The sequence below is a fragment of the Phyllobacterium lublinensis genome, assembly GCF_020164435.1.
GTDB classification, from domain to species: domain Bacteria; phylum Pseudomonadota; class Alphaproteobacteria; order Rhizobiales; family Rhizobiaceae; genus Phyllobacterium; species Phyllobacterium lublinensis.
In genome coordinates this window covers 62,892-77,338 of the sequence record NZ_JAIUDQ010000006.1, presented here as the reverse complement: position 1 = coordinate 77,338, position 14,447 = coordinate 62,892, and the positions used below count along the sequence as shown (strand labels likewise).

The 14,447-nt window shown below is 55.4% G+C and carries 16 protein-coding genes; 11 read left to right on the top strand and 5 right to left on the bottom strand.

Annotated elements, in window-relative coordinates:
• The first annotated feature begins 107 nt into the window (after nt 1-107).
• Nucleotides 108-2,402 carry a tetratricopeptide repeat protein gene (locus tag K9U38_RS09885; RefSeq protein ID WP_224494163.1) on the top strand — a complete coding sequence of 765 codons (2,295 nt, stop codon included), beginning with the start codon at nt 108-110 and terminating at the stop codon, nt 2,400-2,402.
• A 39-nt stretch (nt 2,403-2,441) separates the two neighbouring features.
• On the opposite strand, the gene K9U38_RS09880 is transcribed toward K9U38_RS09885, so the two are convergent.
• The gene (locus K9U38_RS09880; protein WP_224494162.1) at nt 2,442-2,837 is read right to left on the bottom strand and encodes a DUF2721 domain-containing protein; all 396 of its coding nucleotides are present in this window, start codon (nt 2,835-2,837) and stop codon (nt 2,442-2,444) included.
• 341 nt (nt 2,838-3,178) lie between these two features.
• On the opposite strand from K9U38_RS09880, the gene K9U38_RS09875 reads away from it, so the two are divergent.
• Nucleotides 3,179-3,829, top strand: a complete 651-nt coding sequence (locus tag K9U38_RS09875; protein WP_224494161.1) for a hypothetical protein — start codon at nt 3,179-3,181, stop codon at nt 3,827-3,829.
• A 78-nt stretch (nt 3,830-3,907) separates the two neighbouring features.
• Here K9U38_RS09875 and K9U38_RS09870 read toward each other — a convergent pair whose 3' ends face one another.
• Complete coding sequence (locus K9U38_RS09870) at nt 3,908-5,071, bottom strand: sulfatase-like hydrolase/transferase (RefSeq protein ID WP_505483613.1); 1,164 nt, start codon at nt 5,069-5,071, stop codon at nt 3,908-3,910.
• On the opposite strand from K9U38_RS09870, the gene K9U38_RS09865 reads away from it, so the two are divergent.
• Nucleotides 5,030-5,302: a helix-turn-helix domain-containing protein gene (locus K9U38_RS09865; RefSeq protein WP_224494358.1), complete on the top strand. Its 273-nt coding sequence runs from the start codon at nt 5,030-5,032 to the stop codon at nt 5,300-5,302. The genes K9U38_RS09870 and K9U38_RS09865 overlap by 42 nt on opposite strands.
• Before the next feature lie 151 nt (nt 5,303-5,453).
• Here K9U38_RS09865 and gcvA read toward each other — a convergent pair whose 3' ends face one another.
• The gene (gene gcvA / locus K9U38_RS09860) at nt 5,454-6,350 is read right to left on the bottom strand and encodes a transcriptional regulator GcvA (RefSeq protein WP_224494160.1); all 897 of its coding nucleotides are present in this window, start codon (nt 6,348-6,350) and stop codon (nt 5,454-5,456) included.
• 119 nt (nt 6,351-6,469) lie between these two features.
• Between gcvA and K9U38_RS09855 the strand changes: the two genes are divergently transcribed.
• On the top strand, nt 6,470-7,174 hold the full coding sequence (locus tag K9U38_RS09855) for an SDR family oxidoreductase (protein ID WP_224494159.1): 705 nt from the start codon (nt 6,470-6,472) through the stop codon (nt 7,172-7,174).
• Here K9U38_RS09855 and K9U38_RS21995 read toward each other — a convergent pair.
• Entirely contained in the window at nt 7,166-7,294 is a 129-nt protein-coding gene (locus K9U38_RS21995; protein WP_255607100.1) for a hypothetical protein, read from the bottom strand. The two genes, K9U38_RS09855 and K9U38_RS21995, sit on opposite strands and share 9 nt — an antisense overlap.
• A gap of 449 nt (nt 7,295-7,743) precedes the next feature.
• Here K9U38_RS21995 and K9U38_RS09850 point away from each other — a divergent pair, with 449 nt between their 5' ends.
• The 7 genes from K9U38_RS09850 to K9U38_RS09820 all read left to right on the top strand — a co-directional run bounded on the left by K9U38_RS09850 (nt 7,744) and on the right by K9U38_RS09820 (nt 12,475).
• Nucleotides 7,744-8,967, top strand: coding sequence for a tyrosine-type recombinase/integrase (locus K9U38_RS09850; protein ID WP_224494158.1), 1,224 nt, complete (start codon nt 7,744-7,746; stop codon nt 8,965-8,967).
• A 217-nt stretch (nt 8,968-9,184) separates the two neighbouring features.
• Nucleotides 9,185-9,379, top strand: coding sequence for a MerR family transcriptional regulator (locus K9U38_RS09845; RefSeq protein WP_224494157.1), 195 nt, complete (start codon nt 9,185-9,187; stop codon nt 9,377-9,379).
• A gap of 103 nt (nt 9,380-9,482) precedes the next feature.
• Nucleotides 9,483-9,806: a winged helix domain-containing protein gene (locus K9U38_RS09840; RefSeq protein WP_224494156.1), complete on the top strand. Its 324-nt coding sequence runs from the start codon at nt 9,483-9,485 to the stop codon at nt 9,804-9,806.
• A complete protein-coding gene (locus tag K9U38_RS09835) occupies nt 9,803-10,381 on the top strand; it encodes a helix-turn-helix domain-containing protein (RefSeq protein ID WP_224494155.1) in 579 nt (192 codons plus the stop codon). The genes K9U38_RS09840 and K9U38_RS09835 overlap by 4 nt, the downstream gene beginning before the upstream one ends.
• 149 nt (nt 10,382-10,530) lie before the next feature.
• On the top strand, nt 10,531-10,803 hold the full coding sequence (locus K9U38_RS09830) for a DUF6074 family protein (RefSeq protein WP_224494154.1): 273 nt from the start codon (nt 10,531-10,533) through the stop codon (nt 10,801-10,803).
• 191 nt (nt 10,804-10,994) lie between these two features.
• Nucleotides 10,995-11,264, top strand: coding sequence for a hypothetical protein (locus K9U38_RS09825; protein WP_224494153.1), 270 nt, complete (start codon nt 10,995-10,997; stop codon nt 11,262-11,264).
• Nucleotides 11,265-11,905: 641 nt separating this feature from the next.
• Entirely contained in the window at nt 11,906-12,475 is a 570-nt protein-coding gene (locus tag K9U38_RS09820; RefSeq protein WP_224494152.1) for a hypothetical protein, read from the top strand.
• A gap of 1,298 nt (nt 12,476-13,773) precedes the next feature.
• On the opposite strand, the gene K9U38_RS09815 is transcribed toward K9U38_RS09820, so the two are convergent.
• Entirely contained in the window at nt 13,774-14,328 is a 555-nt protein-coding gene (locus K9U38_RS09815) for a hypothetical protein (protein ID WP_224494151.1), read from the bottom strand.
• Nucleotides 14,329-14,447 lie beyond the last annotated feature (119 nt).

Here is a 14,447-nt window from a genome sequence, read left to right as displayed (position 1 = left end):
CATTTTCCCTGTCGATGCAGCTGCCGTCGACTTGACGCCCGATTGGAGGCGGATATCTCCATGGATCGGGCGCGGTGGATTGAGATTATCAGGCAAAAGACCGGGTGATGTTGCAGCAATCAAGATACGGCGCCTGGTTGGCGGCGGTTCTTCGAGCGGCCTTGCTGCTTGGCGCCCTCGCTGCTGCAGGGCAGAGCTTTGCTGCGGAAAACGCTCCAACGCCCGCTGATCCACGGATCACGATTCATGATGGGTACGTGGACGAGAAGAAGTGTGGTTCCTGCCACGCCGATCAGGCGGCAGCCTTTGCCAAGTCCCATCACGCCAAGGCGATGGCCCTCGCCGACGACACTACTGTTCGGGCTGATTTCAACGACGTGCAGTTCGAGCGCGCTGGCATCGTGACGAAGTTCTTTTACCGGGACGGTCGGCCCTTTGTCCGAACCGAAGGACCAGACGGAAAGCAAGCAGAATTCGAGGTCAAATACACCTTTGCCTACGAGCCGCTGCAGCAATATCTCGTCGACCTCGGTGGCGGAACACTGCAGGCTCTCGACGTGGCTTGGGACACCGGCAAGCGGGAATGGATCTGGCTTGGCGATGGCAGACCAGCCCGACCCGGCTCGACATATCATTGGACGGGCCCATTCTACCGCTGGAATCGCACATGTATTGACTGCCACTCGACTGATCCCCAGACCAATTTTCAGCCGCAATCGAATGAGTACAGGTCAACCTATGTCGCGACCAGCATCGGCTGCCAATCCTGTCATGGCGGCGGGGCGAGACATGTTGAATGGGCGGAGACGAAGTCGAGGACGAACCTGACGACCATAAGCCCGAATCTGGGATTGTCGAAGATCGACGGGAACACCTGCTTTGGCTGTCATTCGCGACGGACCAAGCTGGCTGGCTATCAACCTGGACAACCCTTTCTCGACGCTTTCTCTCCGGCATTGCTTCGTCCGGATCTTTACTTTCCGGATGGGCAGATCCTCGATGAGGTGTTCGAATACGGCTCCTTCCAGCAGAGCAAGATGGCAAGGGCGGGCGTCACATGTCTCGACTGTCACACGCAACATGAATCCACGCTCAAGGCGCAAGGCAATGCCCTGTGCACGCAATGCCATACGCTGGCAGCACCGGAACGCTTCGTGAAATTCAACCCGGGCGGCGACTTCGACACACCCACCCACACCCATCATCCGACAGGCTCCAGCGGAGCACAGTGCGCCAACTGCCACATGCCCCAACGCACTTACATGAAGGTCGACCCGCGCCGCGACCATTCCTTCGTGATTCCGCGCCCTGACCTTTCCGCAATGTATGGCACGCCGAACGGTTGCATCGCGTGCCATGAGAGCAAGAGTGACGCCTGGGCGGCCGAGACTATGGACAAATGGTACGGTACGGCCTGGCGCAATCGCCCCACGATCGCACACGCTTTCGCCAGATCCGCGCAGAATGATCCAGCTTCGATCGGGGCACTGCGCCAGCTTGTTGCCGATCGTGAACAGGCTGGCATCGTCAAGGGCAGCGCAATCACTGCGATGAGCCGGGTCGGAGGAGCGGACGTGGTTGCGGACGTAAAGGCCGCAGCGGGAGATGCTGATCCGCTTGTTCGCCTAGGAGCGGCGGAAGCGGCGGGCAATCTACCGCTGGAGCGCAGGCTGGAAGCGATCGGCAAGCTGCTCGGCGATGAGACACGCGCCGTTCGGGTGGCCGCCGTCACTGCACTTGGCGCGACACCACAGCTGACTTTACTCGGAGAGGAACGTCGTAGATTCGATGCCGCCATCGACGATCTGCGTGCCTACGTACAGGCCAACTCGGACGCCGCCGAGGTGCAGAACAACTATGGGACATTTCTACTCGGACAGCAGCGTCCAAATGAGGCCGAGACGGCATTCCGTCAAGCGATCGTGCTCGATCCGGCGCTTTCCGGTCCACGCATCAACCTTGCCGAGCTTTACCGCGTTACGGGCCAGAACGAAAGATCCGAACAATCCTACGCCGAGGCGATCGCGGTTTCACCCGATCAAGCCGATTTACGCTTCGGACATGCGCTGTCGCTCGTTCGCCAGAAGGCTTTGCCGGACGCGGTGCGGGAGTTCGAGGTAGCAGTACGGCTCAGTCCTGACAATGTACGGTACAGGACGACGCTTGCGATTGCGCTGGATTCAGTTGGGCGTATTGCGGATGCTTTTTCGATACTTGGCGAAGCCGTTGCGGGCGGGCAAGCGGACGCCGACATTCTCGGCATGGCAATCCAGTACGGACTAAAACTTCAGCGCTATCCGGAAACACTCAAATATGCCGAGGCGCTCGCCCGCCTGCAGCCCAACGATCCGCGGCTCGTCGAACTTGTAAGGCAATTGCGGGCAGTGACAGAACAAAAATGAGATCATGTGGATCCACGTTCTCGCGCTGAAAACTACCGATCAATGGTGATGATCGTGCTCGCTCAAAGAGATTTTAATGTCCTGCAGGAACCGGAACAGAGAACCGACCAGCAAACATAGGGAGACAATGAACAAAACACCTGCGCCAAACTCATGGCGATAACCGAGGAGAGCTACGATGAACCCAAACAGCAAGAGGACTACGATCCCGATTGCGCCGGTAACCGCGAGTTGAAGGGACTGATTCAACAATGCCTCACGGCGCTTCAATCGGGCGATATCAGCTTTTAGCCACGCGCGACCAGGATCGTCATCGGCGATCTGATTGATTGCCCGTATGCGGTCGGTCACCCCTGCCATCCGGTTGATCAGGATCGACACCAGAGCTGCGATGGAGGCCAGTAGAAATGCTGGAGCCACCGCATGGGCAATCATGGTCGAAAGCTGATCGACGTTTACCGGCATATTCCTTCGGCCACCGCTGGCTTGATCGTGTCGAGATTGAACATGTCACCGTTTGAAGCTTTCGGCAAACAGATGCCCGGTCGGCCACGCGCAATAGCCTTGTGACATCGAAAGGTCAGGATTACGCTACCTGTGACAAGCTTTCACGCAACGGGCATGCTTCCCGTCAGATCCCAGGTTGAGGACGGTCAGACAACGAGAGCAATGATGGATCCAACGATCATGACTGAGCACGACCTTGTCAAAAGCTGCGGATTCCGGTTCGACCGCCTCGCGACCGAACTGATCGGCGCTGCAGCGATCCAACGCGGATGAACGAGCAACCCGTCCGCAACGAACCAAGATGGGTTCCCGCGCTGGCGATACTGGCGCTGCTCGGCCTCTTGGCCGTATTGCCCCATCACGTGCGACTGATGCCGGCGTGGATATCATACGTCGTCGCGCTTGTGGTTATTGTTCCCATGATCGTGGTGACGCTGACTGCAGACCGTTTGTGGATGCGCATTGAACGGGCCGTGATCATGCTTCTTGGTGCGGCCTATATCGTCAATACGGCGGCGGAACTGGCGGACATGATCGGGATCATCACGCTTCACCCGCCCGAAACACGTGCCGTCTCACTGCTGTCCTCATCGCTTGCGATCTGGGTCATGAATGTTTTGACCTTCTCACTGCTTTACTGGCAAATCGACCGTGGCGGCCCGTTCTCCCGGGCGAGCGGTGCGCCAACAAAGCCGGATTGGCTATTTCCGCAGGCTACGGCACCCGAAGTTGCACCAACGGACTGGCAGCCGCTGTTCCTCGACTATCTGTATCTTGGATATAACACTGCCACTGCATTCAGTCCCACCGATGTGCTACCGCTCACCAGACGCGCAAAGATGCTGATGATGCTCGAGAGCGCGATCTCGCTGTTGACACTGGTCATCGTCGCTGCCCGCGCAGTCAACGTTCTCCCATAGCGGGTCCCAACCTGACAGCAGGCCGCCTCTGCCTCGCTTGGCTGTGACCGACCGCCGTGTGATCTGTGGAAAACTGCCCTAGTTTCCCCCGCCGGCAGCTGCACTCTTCATGTTGTCCATCACCTGATCGATCGAGAAACTTCCAGGCTTCTGTCTGGGTGGGTACTCCTTGAACGTCTCAAGGAACTTCGCGACATAGGCCTGTGCCGGGACGACCACGAACAGATGCTCCACGCGCCATCGTTCATAGTCCATGCCTTCACGGTCAGCCGTCTCAAACGGATCGGAGCGAAGATTGAACAATTTGGGAAGGCGCAGTGGTACGAAGGGCTCCTGCCAAACGTTGAGGCCCTCTTCGCGTTGCTCTGCAAAGACCACTTTCCACTGCAGGTATCGAAGGCCGACAAGCGAACCATCGTCAACGAAATAGATGAATTCCTTGCGCGGATCCTCGCCTTTCCCGGAGAGGTAGTGGGTGATGTTGTAGCCGTCGAGATGCACCTTGAACGTCTTCGCTCCGGCCGTGTAACCCTTGAGCAGTTTCTCCTTGATTTCGGGTTCGCCGGCCGCGGCCACGAGAGTGGGTATCCAGTCTTCATGCGCGATTATGTCGTTATAGGTCGTGCCGGGTTTGATCACCCCAGGCCAGCGCACCATGCTCGGAACGCGGTAGCCGCCTTCCCAGTTGGTGTTCTTTTCACCGCGGAATGGCGACTGGCCACCGTCCGGCCAGGTAAACTTCTCGGCACCGTTGTCGGTCGAATACATGACGATCGTATTTTCTGCGAGGCCGAGATCGTCCAGTGCTTTAAGCATCTCCCCGACCTGGCCGTCGTGCTCGACCATCCCGTCCGGATATATTCCGAGGCCGGTCTTTCCCTGGCTCTCGGCCTTGAGCCGTGTCCAGATGTGCATGCGGGTCGAATTCCACCAGAGGAAGAAGGGCTTGTCCTGTTCCTTGGCGCGCTTCAGGAAGTCGATGGCGGCATCAGTTACCTCCTGATCGATCGTCTCCATACGCTTCCTGGTGAGCGGGCCGGTGTTCTCGATGCGTCCGTCGGCATAGGTGTGGAGCACGCCGCGCGGTCCAAACTTCTGCCTGAACGCGGGATCCTTCGGATAGTCCGGGTTCTCGGGCTCGTCCTCGGCGTTGAGGCGGTAGAGGGAGCCGAAGAACTCATCAAAGCCGTGGGCGAGGCCATGGCTCTCGTTGCAAACACGAGTGCGCGAAGCCTGTTCTATTCTTTCAAGAAGAGCCGCGGTGTCTCCCCGATGACCTTCGTCAAGCAGGTTCGCCTGCGCAAGGCGAGGTCTATGCTGACGGGCCCCAACCCGGCAACCAGTGTAACTTCGGTCGCCATCGCGTGCGGATTCAGCAATCTGGGCCACTTCGCCAGATACTATTGCAGCGCCTTCGGTGAGCATCCATCGGACACGCTCAGGAAGGCGTTCCGCAGGTCAGGCTTCAATTAGCCCCTTCCTGCAATACTGCCTGATGGCCGTCCTAGCGCATCCTTGCGTCTTCTCGGTACATTCGTAAGCGCGGTCGCACTTACCAAAACTCCAGCGCTCCAGATGGCAATTATCGTATGCCCACTGACGTTACTCTTATGCCGTAGCAGAGCTATTCGTTGCTGGTGTTGGCCTCTTCAAGCATCCATGCAATGACCGTATCTAACGGCATGGATTTCCGGTAGCGCGGCCAGACGAGATAGAAATCCGATGGGCCGCGCAGCGATCCTGGGATTACACGTACCAGACGACCTTCCCTCAAATCCTGGGCGACGAAACTCTGGTTCGCAAGAACGATGCCTTGCCCGGCGATGGCCGCCTCGATCGCGTGTGAAGTCTGCGAGAAGCTGATCCCCTTGAACGGCGCATGTTCACTTCTTCCGAAATATGTTTCGACGAACTCAGGCCAAAAATTGTGGGCGTCATGAAGCAGCGTGAAACTCGCGAGATCCTCAGCTGTCTCCGGCGGTCTCCGGCGTGTGAGCAGCATCCGACTACAGACAGCAATGATACTCTGCTCGAACAGTAGTTGCGTGGCCAAGCCCGGACCGAACGGAGGACGGCCGTATCGAACGGCGATATCGACACCGTCCACCTGGAAACTCGACATGCGTTCCGTGGCGAGGATGTGGAGGTCGAGGTCGGGATGCCGTTCCATGAAGTCCGGCAGGCGTGGAATGAGCCATTTCGATGCGAAGGTTGGCGTAGTGCTAATTGTGAGCCTGACCGGTTCAGGTCTCAGGCTGCCCGTCGCGCTACCGATGATTTCGAAGGCGCGTCGGATGTCCGCGATGTAGCGCCGACCTTCACCCGTCAGTCTCAAGGTCCTTGGCAGCCGCTCAAAGAGTTTGACGCCGAGCTCTGCTTCCAGTCCTCGCACTTGCTGCGCCACGGCGGCCTGGGTGACACCAAGTTCCTCCGCTGCCAGTCGAAAATTCAGATGAAGTGCTGCGGCCTCGAAGGCTTTGAGACCGTTCAGAGAAGGAAGATTGCCAAATCTCTTGTTCATCCGATAGATTTTCTACTGTTATTTTCGAGGAAAACTGGTTGGTGACCTGGCCCAAGATCATGATAGATCTTCTGCCACAAGACAATCAGCCAATGCATCCGCTAGGAAGGGAGATCAACATGGCAGTAGGAAAAGTAGCAATCGTTACAGCCGGCGGCAGTGGCATGGGGGCCGAGGCCGCCAGGCGGCTGGCGCAAGACGGATTCAGCGTCGCCATCCTGTCGTCTTCCGGCAAGGGCGAAGCCCTGGCGGCCGCACTCGGCGGCATCGGCATAACCGGCTCCAACCAGTCGAATGATGATTTGAAGCTGCTGGTCGATACCACGATGGACAAATGGGGGCGGGTCGACGTGCTGGTCAACAGCGCAGGCCATGGTCCACGCGCACAGATTACGGAGATCACCGACGAACAGTGGCACACCGGGCTCGACGTGTATCTGATGAATGTCATCCGGCCGGTGCGGCTGGTCACGCCGATCATGCAGGCACAGAAGTCGGGCGCGATCGTCAATATTTCGACTGCCTGGGCATTTGAACCGGCGGCAATGTTCCCGACCTCCGCGGTCTTCCGTGCGGGACTCGCCTCCTACACCAAGATTTACGCCGATACCTATGCCGGCGACAATATCCGCATGAACAATGTGCTACCGGGCTGGATCGACAGCCTGCCTGCCACGGACGAGCGTCGTGACCTCGTGCCAATGAAGCGCTATGGCACAAGCGCAGAGGTCGCCGCGACGATCGCATTCCTCGCCTCTGAGGGAGCGGGTTATATCACCGGCCAGAACCTGAAGGTCGACGGCGGTTTGACCCGATCAGTCTGACCAGAACAAAACGAGGAGGCCCGATCCGGTCAGCACATCTTCGAGGCGCGGGACGCCCTCGCATTTGCCTGCCTTGATCCAGTCGCCCTTGCCGCGAAGGAACACGAGGGCCGCATCCAATGCGGCCTTTCTTGCTTCCAGCCTCTGGACCTGCGACTGCAGGACCTCGATGGTACGCTCCGGCGAATGTCGCCCGCGTGATATTCGTCATTGAGCGCCAGAATCTCCCTCAGTGAATAAGCGAGCGACTGCTGGAGGCCTTCGATGAACCTGGGAGGGGGTTGCCCCTCGGGGAACACGTCGTTTTGTAGCGCGCAAAACAGCGATTGTCGCGCACAAGCCAAAGGGTGCAGGGTAAAACCCGATCGTTAAAGGAAATGCTTTGAAAACAGTTCTTTAAGCAAAGTTGATGGCGGAGAAGAAGTCCGTCGTACTACCGTCCATAACCGGCCGTGTTCGTTCGTATAAGTCCGAATAATCAATAACATGCACACTTCCATCGTTCGTCGCTGTTCTCTATGATTCGTCTCAATCCCACTTTCATAGTGGGACTGGCGTTGGGATTGGATATGGCGCGACCAAGATGCAAACTTTCTGACAAGTTCATTAAATCGGCCAACCGAAAGCCTGGTCGATACAGCGATGGCGGCGGGCTTTACATCAAGGTCACCCCCACCCTTACACGGTCATGGGTTTTCATGTGGGCACGTGAAGATAGGCGTCGGGAAATGGGCTTCGGTGCCTATCCCGATATCAGCCTCGCCATCGCGCGTGACATGGCAGATGAGTTCAGACGACAAGTGGCCATTGGGCTCGATCCAATCCAGGAGCGTCGGAAGGAGGCCGAGCCGACATTTGGGGAATGTGCCGACAAATACATATCAACGATCGAGTCCGAGTTCCGAAACCAGAAACACCTCGACCAATGGAAGATGACTCTGAAGGTCTATTGCGAGAAGATCCGCAAGAAGAAGGTTTCCAAGGTCAGCACTGACGATGTGTTGCACGTGCTCACCCCCATATGGGAGACGAAGCGGGAGACCGCCTCACGGCTTCGTGGACGCATTGAGCGCGTCTTGGACTATGCAAAGGTGAAGGGCTGGAGAACCGGCGAAAACCCCGCCCTTTGGAGAGGACATCTGAAGGGTGCCCTGCCCTCGGAAAAGAAGGCTCTGACGCGCAGCCACCACGACGCAATGCCTTATGCCGATTTGCCCGATTTCCTGCCCCGTGTCAGGGCGGCAGAGGCCATGGCAGCGAGAGCGCTTGAATTCCTTATCCTGACCGCTTCACGTTCTGGCGAGGTCTTGGGTGCCAAATGGGACGAAATTGATTTGGACAACGCCGTGTGGACCGTGCCGGCCGAAAGAATGAAGGCTGGGAAGGAGCACCGCGTACCGCTTACGACGCACGCTCTAACCATACTTCAGGCCCTGAGTGATACGCGCATTAATGACTACGTATTTCCTGGCCAAAAGAAAGATAGGCCCCTCTCGAATATGAGCATGGAAATGCTGCTTCGCCGTTTGAAGATTGATGTCACGGTGCACGGCTTCCGTTCGTCGTTTCGGGATTGGGCTGGCGACCGTACAACCTTCCCTAGAGAACTGGCCGAGGCCGCGCTGGCTCACAAGATTGGCGATGCAGTAGAGCAAGCCTATCGCCGCTCCGATGCCTTAGCTAAGCGCAAGAAGCTTATGATTGCGTGGGCTAATTTTCTCTCGGCAGTGCCGAATGGCAAGGTAATTCCGTTCAAAGCCGATGCGCGAACAAAAAAAGAACAAAAAAAGTGAGACTAGCAGGGGATGAGTGCATGCAGGGTCTTGCGCGCTGTAGCACACTCATGCGAATCTCTAGGTATTCGGCGTCGCAATGACGTGATTTGCGTGGGTCCAGTAGCGCATTTCACAGGAGCACTCGGTAGTTCTGTACGCCCGTCTTCGAGACGGACAGCGTCGAAACACCCATCAACTTTAGATCGAACAACTTCTCAGAAGGAATCCGTTCCAAATGGACACCAAAATTGCACTTACCATCCAGGACTTCTGTCAGAATTACGGCGTTGGCCGCACCTTCGTTTTCAAGGAAATCAAGGCTGGCCGGTTGCCCATTAAGAAGGCTGGCCAAAGAACGCTCATACTGCGGTCGGATGCTGATCTGTGGTTGTCAGCGCTGCCCGATGGAAATCGAGGAGTGGCGGCATGAAATGCTCTACTCAAATGAAAACTCTGGCCGGTAATCGCTCGTCGCCAAACAAACCGATTACCGCCAGAGCCAAAACTGTTCTCTCCCCTAAGAAAGTCACAGCATGGCTAAGTTAACACCCGAATCTCCGAACCCCAAGACCCAATATCAAATCACGGCTGAAATAGCCGATGGGCCCCGCGTGTTGTTCACAGGCAGGAATGCCTGGGCAATTAAACAGCTCGTGGAAGCAGGCACGAGAGGGGTAAGCTCACGGGACATTCCGCCCGGAGTGCGGCTTGCTGCCCATGTCTTCAACCTCAAAAAGGCTGGTGTGGTGATCGAAACCGTTCATGAGTCGCATAAGGGCCCGTTTCCGGGTGTGCATGCACGCTATCGCACCGTCACTCAGGTGACGATTGTAGAAGAGCGCGGGGTGGCAAAATGAGTGCCGCTTGGTTTGCTGCTTTACCTATCGAGATAATGTTAGACAAAAAAGTACCCCCGGCTATCAGGGTCCTTTGCGCTATTACGAAATTTGATCGGGTCGGCAAGAACGGGCGCGGTTGCTTCGCCACGCAGTCCACGATAGCCCAGGAAACAGCCCTGGACATCGGCAGTGTCAAGCGATGGATCAAATACTGGGTGGATTTAGGTTATCTGTCGTCGGAAAAGGATAAGAAGGACGCGCGCAAGCGCGTTCTGCGTGTGGTTTATAAATCACGCGGAGATGAGGCCAGTGAAATAGGTCGCACATCTGCTACCAATCCCAATAAGGATAGGTCGCAGAATGCCCCTGAAATAGGTCGCACCACCGAAAAATATGATGAGGAAAATCATAAGTTTACATCTCGTAAGTATAGAGAGAAGCAGATCGTGTTAAACGACGAAGCAAATGCAGAGGAAACTGCACCTTTTTCGCTTCGCAAAACCGGTGCCTCTATTTCTTCGAGAGAAGAGAACATAGGGGGCTTACTTGCTCAGATAGAGCGCGACTTTAAAGCCGAACCATCCCTAAGATAATCTTCAAAGCTGGTCCGAAACCCTTATCGCCATTGTCGAGCGTGACTGGGCCATCGGAGATCCAAACTACGGCAGAGCCTCGCGCCTCTTGGAACTGATTGGTTACCGTGAGCAAGACGAAGAATACGCTTCGAAAAATGGAGGATACCATGGCTGATAGATGCGTGGTTATTCCCTTCCCTCTCGTAAAGCGTATCGGCAAAGTTCGCGATGTGGCCAAGAAACTCATGGACAAATCCACCGACAGACATGCGGTATCTTATAGGCAGCAAGTGGCTGAAGGTCTCTATAATCAGCTTGGAAAGATCGGCGTGTCGGAAGAAGAGCGAGTACGACAGATCAGAGCGTTTATGCTCGCTGTTCGCGTCGAAGCCAATCGACGTTTGTGCCTTCGTAACCATCCTGGAGGCAGATCTGCATGAGCACCTCCGCAAGGTTCGAAGAAGCTGTGCAGTGGCTCATGGCGACTCCGCGCGACCGTAGTGTTCCTATAGTAGTCCAACTGAGGGAGCGCTTTGGCCTCACCCCATTGGAGGCATGCTTAGCCCTTAAGGAAGAACGCCTGCGTCTCGTGAGGGCGTTATGAGCAAACGACGGGTGATCGGAGGGCGGAGTGCTCGACAGGCTTATTGACCTTTCCGTTGGAGAAAAGATGATTACCGTAACTGAGGCCGCTATTGCCCTTGGCAAAAGCCCCGACACCATTCGTCGCTATGCCATCAAGTATGGGATCGGTCGTCAGCTAGAGAAAAACGCCTCCTGGAGCGTATCTCTCGCTGCCCTAAGGATAATTTACGCCAAGGACTCCGCCGCACTGGCGGCCTATCGTAGCGGAGAAAGAGAGCATCCCCGCCTCGGAGTTTATTTTGACGCGGATACTTAGACCGTCCCAATTCAGACAATTCGTTGAAGAGCCATGATTTCAGCGTAGGAGTTTGTCTCCGAACTCCAGTTCCTGTTGTGCTGTGGGCCGGTCGATATCTCACCGCCCCGATGATCGAAAGCAGCCAAGATATTCTCGGCACGGTCCGCTTGGCCATCAACTGCATGGCGCAATATTCTGAAATGCGGACGAAAGCCCCTACCGAGAATGCCGATACGGACACTCAATTCCGCCGTCGGGTCACCGCAAGCAGCCATGTAGGCAATCAACACCGAAACACACGTTCCAGCGTTTTCCAGTAACTGGATTATATCGGTCAGTTTTGAATCTCGGGGAATTCTAGTTCGCATTTCACACCTCGCGTCTTCCCATAAAAACTCGCCTGGCGTGGGAAGCGGGTGCCAAGCAACAGATATAGGTCTTTCGCCCTGTCAGTGTAAACCAAGCCCCTAATAAAAATTGTTTCTGTATTCTGCAGCATTCCGAAGGATTTGAGCTAACATGCTGATTTTACGACGATTTGCTGCGTGATTCCGCGTTTAAATTGTGGTCCACTTGCAGCGACCATTTTCTCATGGAGGTTGGCCAAGTGGGTGGATTGGTTCGCTGCGGCGTGGCTTGGTTCTATCCTGCTGACCACAATGGTAGCGCCAGAATTGCAGGCCGATATCAACCCTCCCCTTTCGACGTTGCTGCTTTCGTCAATGAACGTGGCTTTCGCGGCTGGCCTATTGCTCCCCCGGCTGATGCGAATGGTCACCTTCTGGCCGATAGCGCTCTTGATCGGTATTCCCCTTGCCTTCGTTGTGCCGGCGGATGATTGGACAACGCTAAGGTGGACTGTCAGCCTGACATGCGTGTTGCTCGTCGGCGCGGCCGCTCAATTGCCCCAGATAACGAGCGAGCGCTGGCTTTCCAAAACCGCGATAAGGTTCGGTAACTGGAGCTATACCACTTACCTCATTCACTGCACCGTGCTCTGGCTGTGGTTTCAATACTTCCAAGGGTATGCGCACCCGACGAGGATCTGGCTGTTCGGCCTGGTGCTTGTCGCGATTGCGACCGCTGCGCTCGGGTGGCTTGACGTTAAGCTGTACGAGAAACTGCGCGATGTGGTGAAATACGCTTCCTTTGACCGGAAGAGGATCGCCGGGAGCATTTACGTTGCAACGTTCGTTCTCTTCTGTGTCCTCGGCGTTGCTCTGGCCTAAGCGACTTTTTATGAAAGCTCGGGTTGAATTCACACCCGAGGTATTCGAACACGGTTCGGTTCCGATAATCACCGTTATAGGAAGCTATCAGCGTAGCAGGCAGACGAGTATCAAACTGACAATCGACACACTTATTTTTTTTATTAAGTGCACACTTTGCCCAGGCGGCCTTTTGGGAGCTTCAGGCAGGAGCTAAATCCGCGTCACCGTTTCCCACACTGAAAAAATTGAGACGCCACGCGCTGAAAAACTGTCACAGCCAATGTCAGATGTTGGTTGTCCTTGGATAGGCGCAGGGTCATGTTGGGCGGCTTGTACAAGTAATATTCGTCATCTCCCACCGAAACCGCGATGGGAGACTCGACGCATGTACCGTCCCTGCCGAAACAGATAGTGATGTGCTTCTTAGCAATATCCAGTATGACCACATCGTTCTCATGATGCCTTGCGCCTGGCAAGCATCTAGATGCATCGCATACGAAGTTCGAAGGGTTTCGACACATGAGGGTCTCGGCCATGGCATTATTGGTCACCAACAGGCCGACCGACAACAAGAGAACGGTCCTTAGCATGGAACCCTCGCGAAGGTCCCACAGCGGACCAAGGGTCTAAAATAGGCTCATTCAGGCAATTTCGGTAGGTCCCTTGTTTGTTGAAAACAGTGGCAGAACAGTGAAGCAATGACTTAACCGTTGCCGTTAAACAAACGGCGGAAAACGGACCAGCCGACTTTTGTCATGCCATAAAAGGCTGGGTTTGACTTTTGCGATGCCATAAAAAGCGGGTTAGCTTTAAACCCGGTTTTTGCAGCCCATTCTCGGACCAGTACCCGCTCGCGCGCGAGGGGCTGACTCCACTAAAATAGTGCGATTTAGTGCATGCTGCCCTTAAACAAAGGGAAAATAAGGGAGGGCGGGGCGGGAGCGATCCACCGTTTAATAACGGGTAATAACGGGCCATCTCCGGTTTTAAAAACCAGAAAAAACCATGACGCGGATCCGGCGACGCTTTTTTGGAGGCATTATGCGCGACTAGGGGAAACTAGAAGTTGCCGCGAATTAACGCGGGAAATACGAGGGCTGACCGCTTTTTTTCAGCCACCCATCCCCCCGTAAATACGGGAAGTTTACGGGAAAGCCCTTTGAGGAAAATCAACGGGTTAAGTCAATTAAATGGCAGGGAAATCCGCTAGCCCAAGTGCCTTGGCCTAAGGAGGCAACTCGACGTCCAGCAAACAATATCAGCCTGATATTATCAGCCAAGAGCACGGAAGGTTTCGGGCATGTCTGAGGGTTGGATTACCCTATGCGGATCAAGCCGCCACCCAAAATTGCGCCTTTTGATTTAATGGAAATGAGACTCGCCTTTTCCTTTTGAATACTGGCATCCCCCACTACTGATGCGTCCCACTCGTCCGCACAATCAAATATAGTCAGGCTAAACCGATCTGCCTTCAGTTGGAGAAAACCGCCTTGTTCAACTCCATTGACGGTATTGCTGCCGATCCAGTTTAAATGCGAGCCCACAGTTTGGTCAAAGAACTCAAACCGGCCAATATCCTTTGCCTTCCTCGGGTCAATGTCTGCGCTTCCAGAGTGCACAAGGCTGCATCGTATCTGGTAGCAATCCTCGGCTGTTACTAAAACGCGAACTTCCCCGGTTCGGGGGTTTGTGCTGCTAAGCTTTGGCTCCAACCATTGTTGGCACCATCGCACATATCGTTTCTGGGACTTGCCTGGTCCCGGGTCTTCTAGCGACGCACAAATGTCAGGCATCATCAGCGCGAGGCTCAATCCTGCGTAAAGATTTCCCGCCTCGATACACGCCCTGCCAGCATCAGTGAATCGCTTCATGTGCCCTCCCACCTGCGATGTAGGGAGACTTTCATAATACTGGGTTTAGTTCAAACGAACCTTTCAATATGGAATCCAGTCTCCGCTGTGGAAAGCAGGGATTGTCACAAACTTCGACT

Excerpts from the sequence above, each read along its gene's own strand:
- K9U38_RS09885 (WP_224494163.1), top strand. The coding sequence starts at position 108 with ATGTTGCAGCAATCAAGATACGGCGCCTGGTTGGCGGCGGTTCTTCGA.
- K9U38_RS09880 (WP_224494162.1), bottom strand. The coding sequence starts at position 2,837 with ATGATTGCCCATGCGGTGGCTCCAGCATTTCTACTGGCCTCCATCGCA.
- K9U38_RS09875 (WP_224494161.1), top strand. The coding sequence starts at position 3,179 with ATGAACGAGCAACCCGTCCGCAACGAACCAAGATGGGTTCCCGCGCTG.
- K9U38_RS09865 (WP_224494358.1), top strand. The coding sequence starts at position 5,030 with ATGGCTCTCGTTGCAAACACGAGTGCGCGAAGCCTGTTCTATTCTTTC.
- gcvA (WP_224494160.1), bottom strand. The coding sequence starts at position 6,350 with ATGAACAAGAGATTTGGCAATCTTCCTTCTCTGAACGGTCTCAAAGCC.
- K9U38_RS09855 (WP_224494159.1), top strand. The coding sequence starts at position 6,470 with ATGGCAGTAGGAAAAGTAGCAATCGTTACAGCCGGCGGCAGTGGCATG.
- K9U38_RS09850 (WP_224494158.1), top strand. The coding sequence starts at position 7,744 with ATGGCGCGACCAAGATGCAAACTTTCTGACAAGTTCATTAAATCGGCC.
- K9U38_RS09845 (WP_224494157.1), top strand. The coding sequence starts at position 9,185 with ATGGACACCAAAATTGCACTTACCATCCAGGACTTCTGTCAGAATTAC.
- K9U38_RS09840 (WP_224494156.1), top strand. The coding sequence starts at position 9,483 with ATGGCTAAGTTAACACCCGAATCTCCGAACCCCAAGACCCAATATCAA.
- K9U38_RS09835 (WP_224494155.1), top strand. The coding sequence starts at position 9,803 with ATGAGTGCCGCTTGGTTTGCTGCTTTACCTATCGAGATAATGTTAGAC.
- K9U38_RS09830 (WP_224494154.1), top strand. The coding sequence starts at position 10,531 with ATGGCTGATAGATGCGTGGTTATTCCCTTCCCTCTCGTAAAGCGTATC.
- K9U38_RS09820 (WP_224494152.1), top strand. The coding sequence starts at position 11,906 with ATGGTAGCGCCAGAATTGCAGGCCGATATCAACCCTCCCCTTTCGACG.
- K9U38_RS09815 (WP_224494151.1), bottom strand. The coding sequence starts at position 14,328 with ATGAAGCGATTCACTGATGCTGGCAGGGCGTGTATCGAGGCGGGAAAT.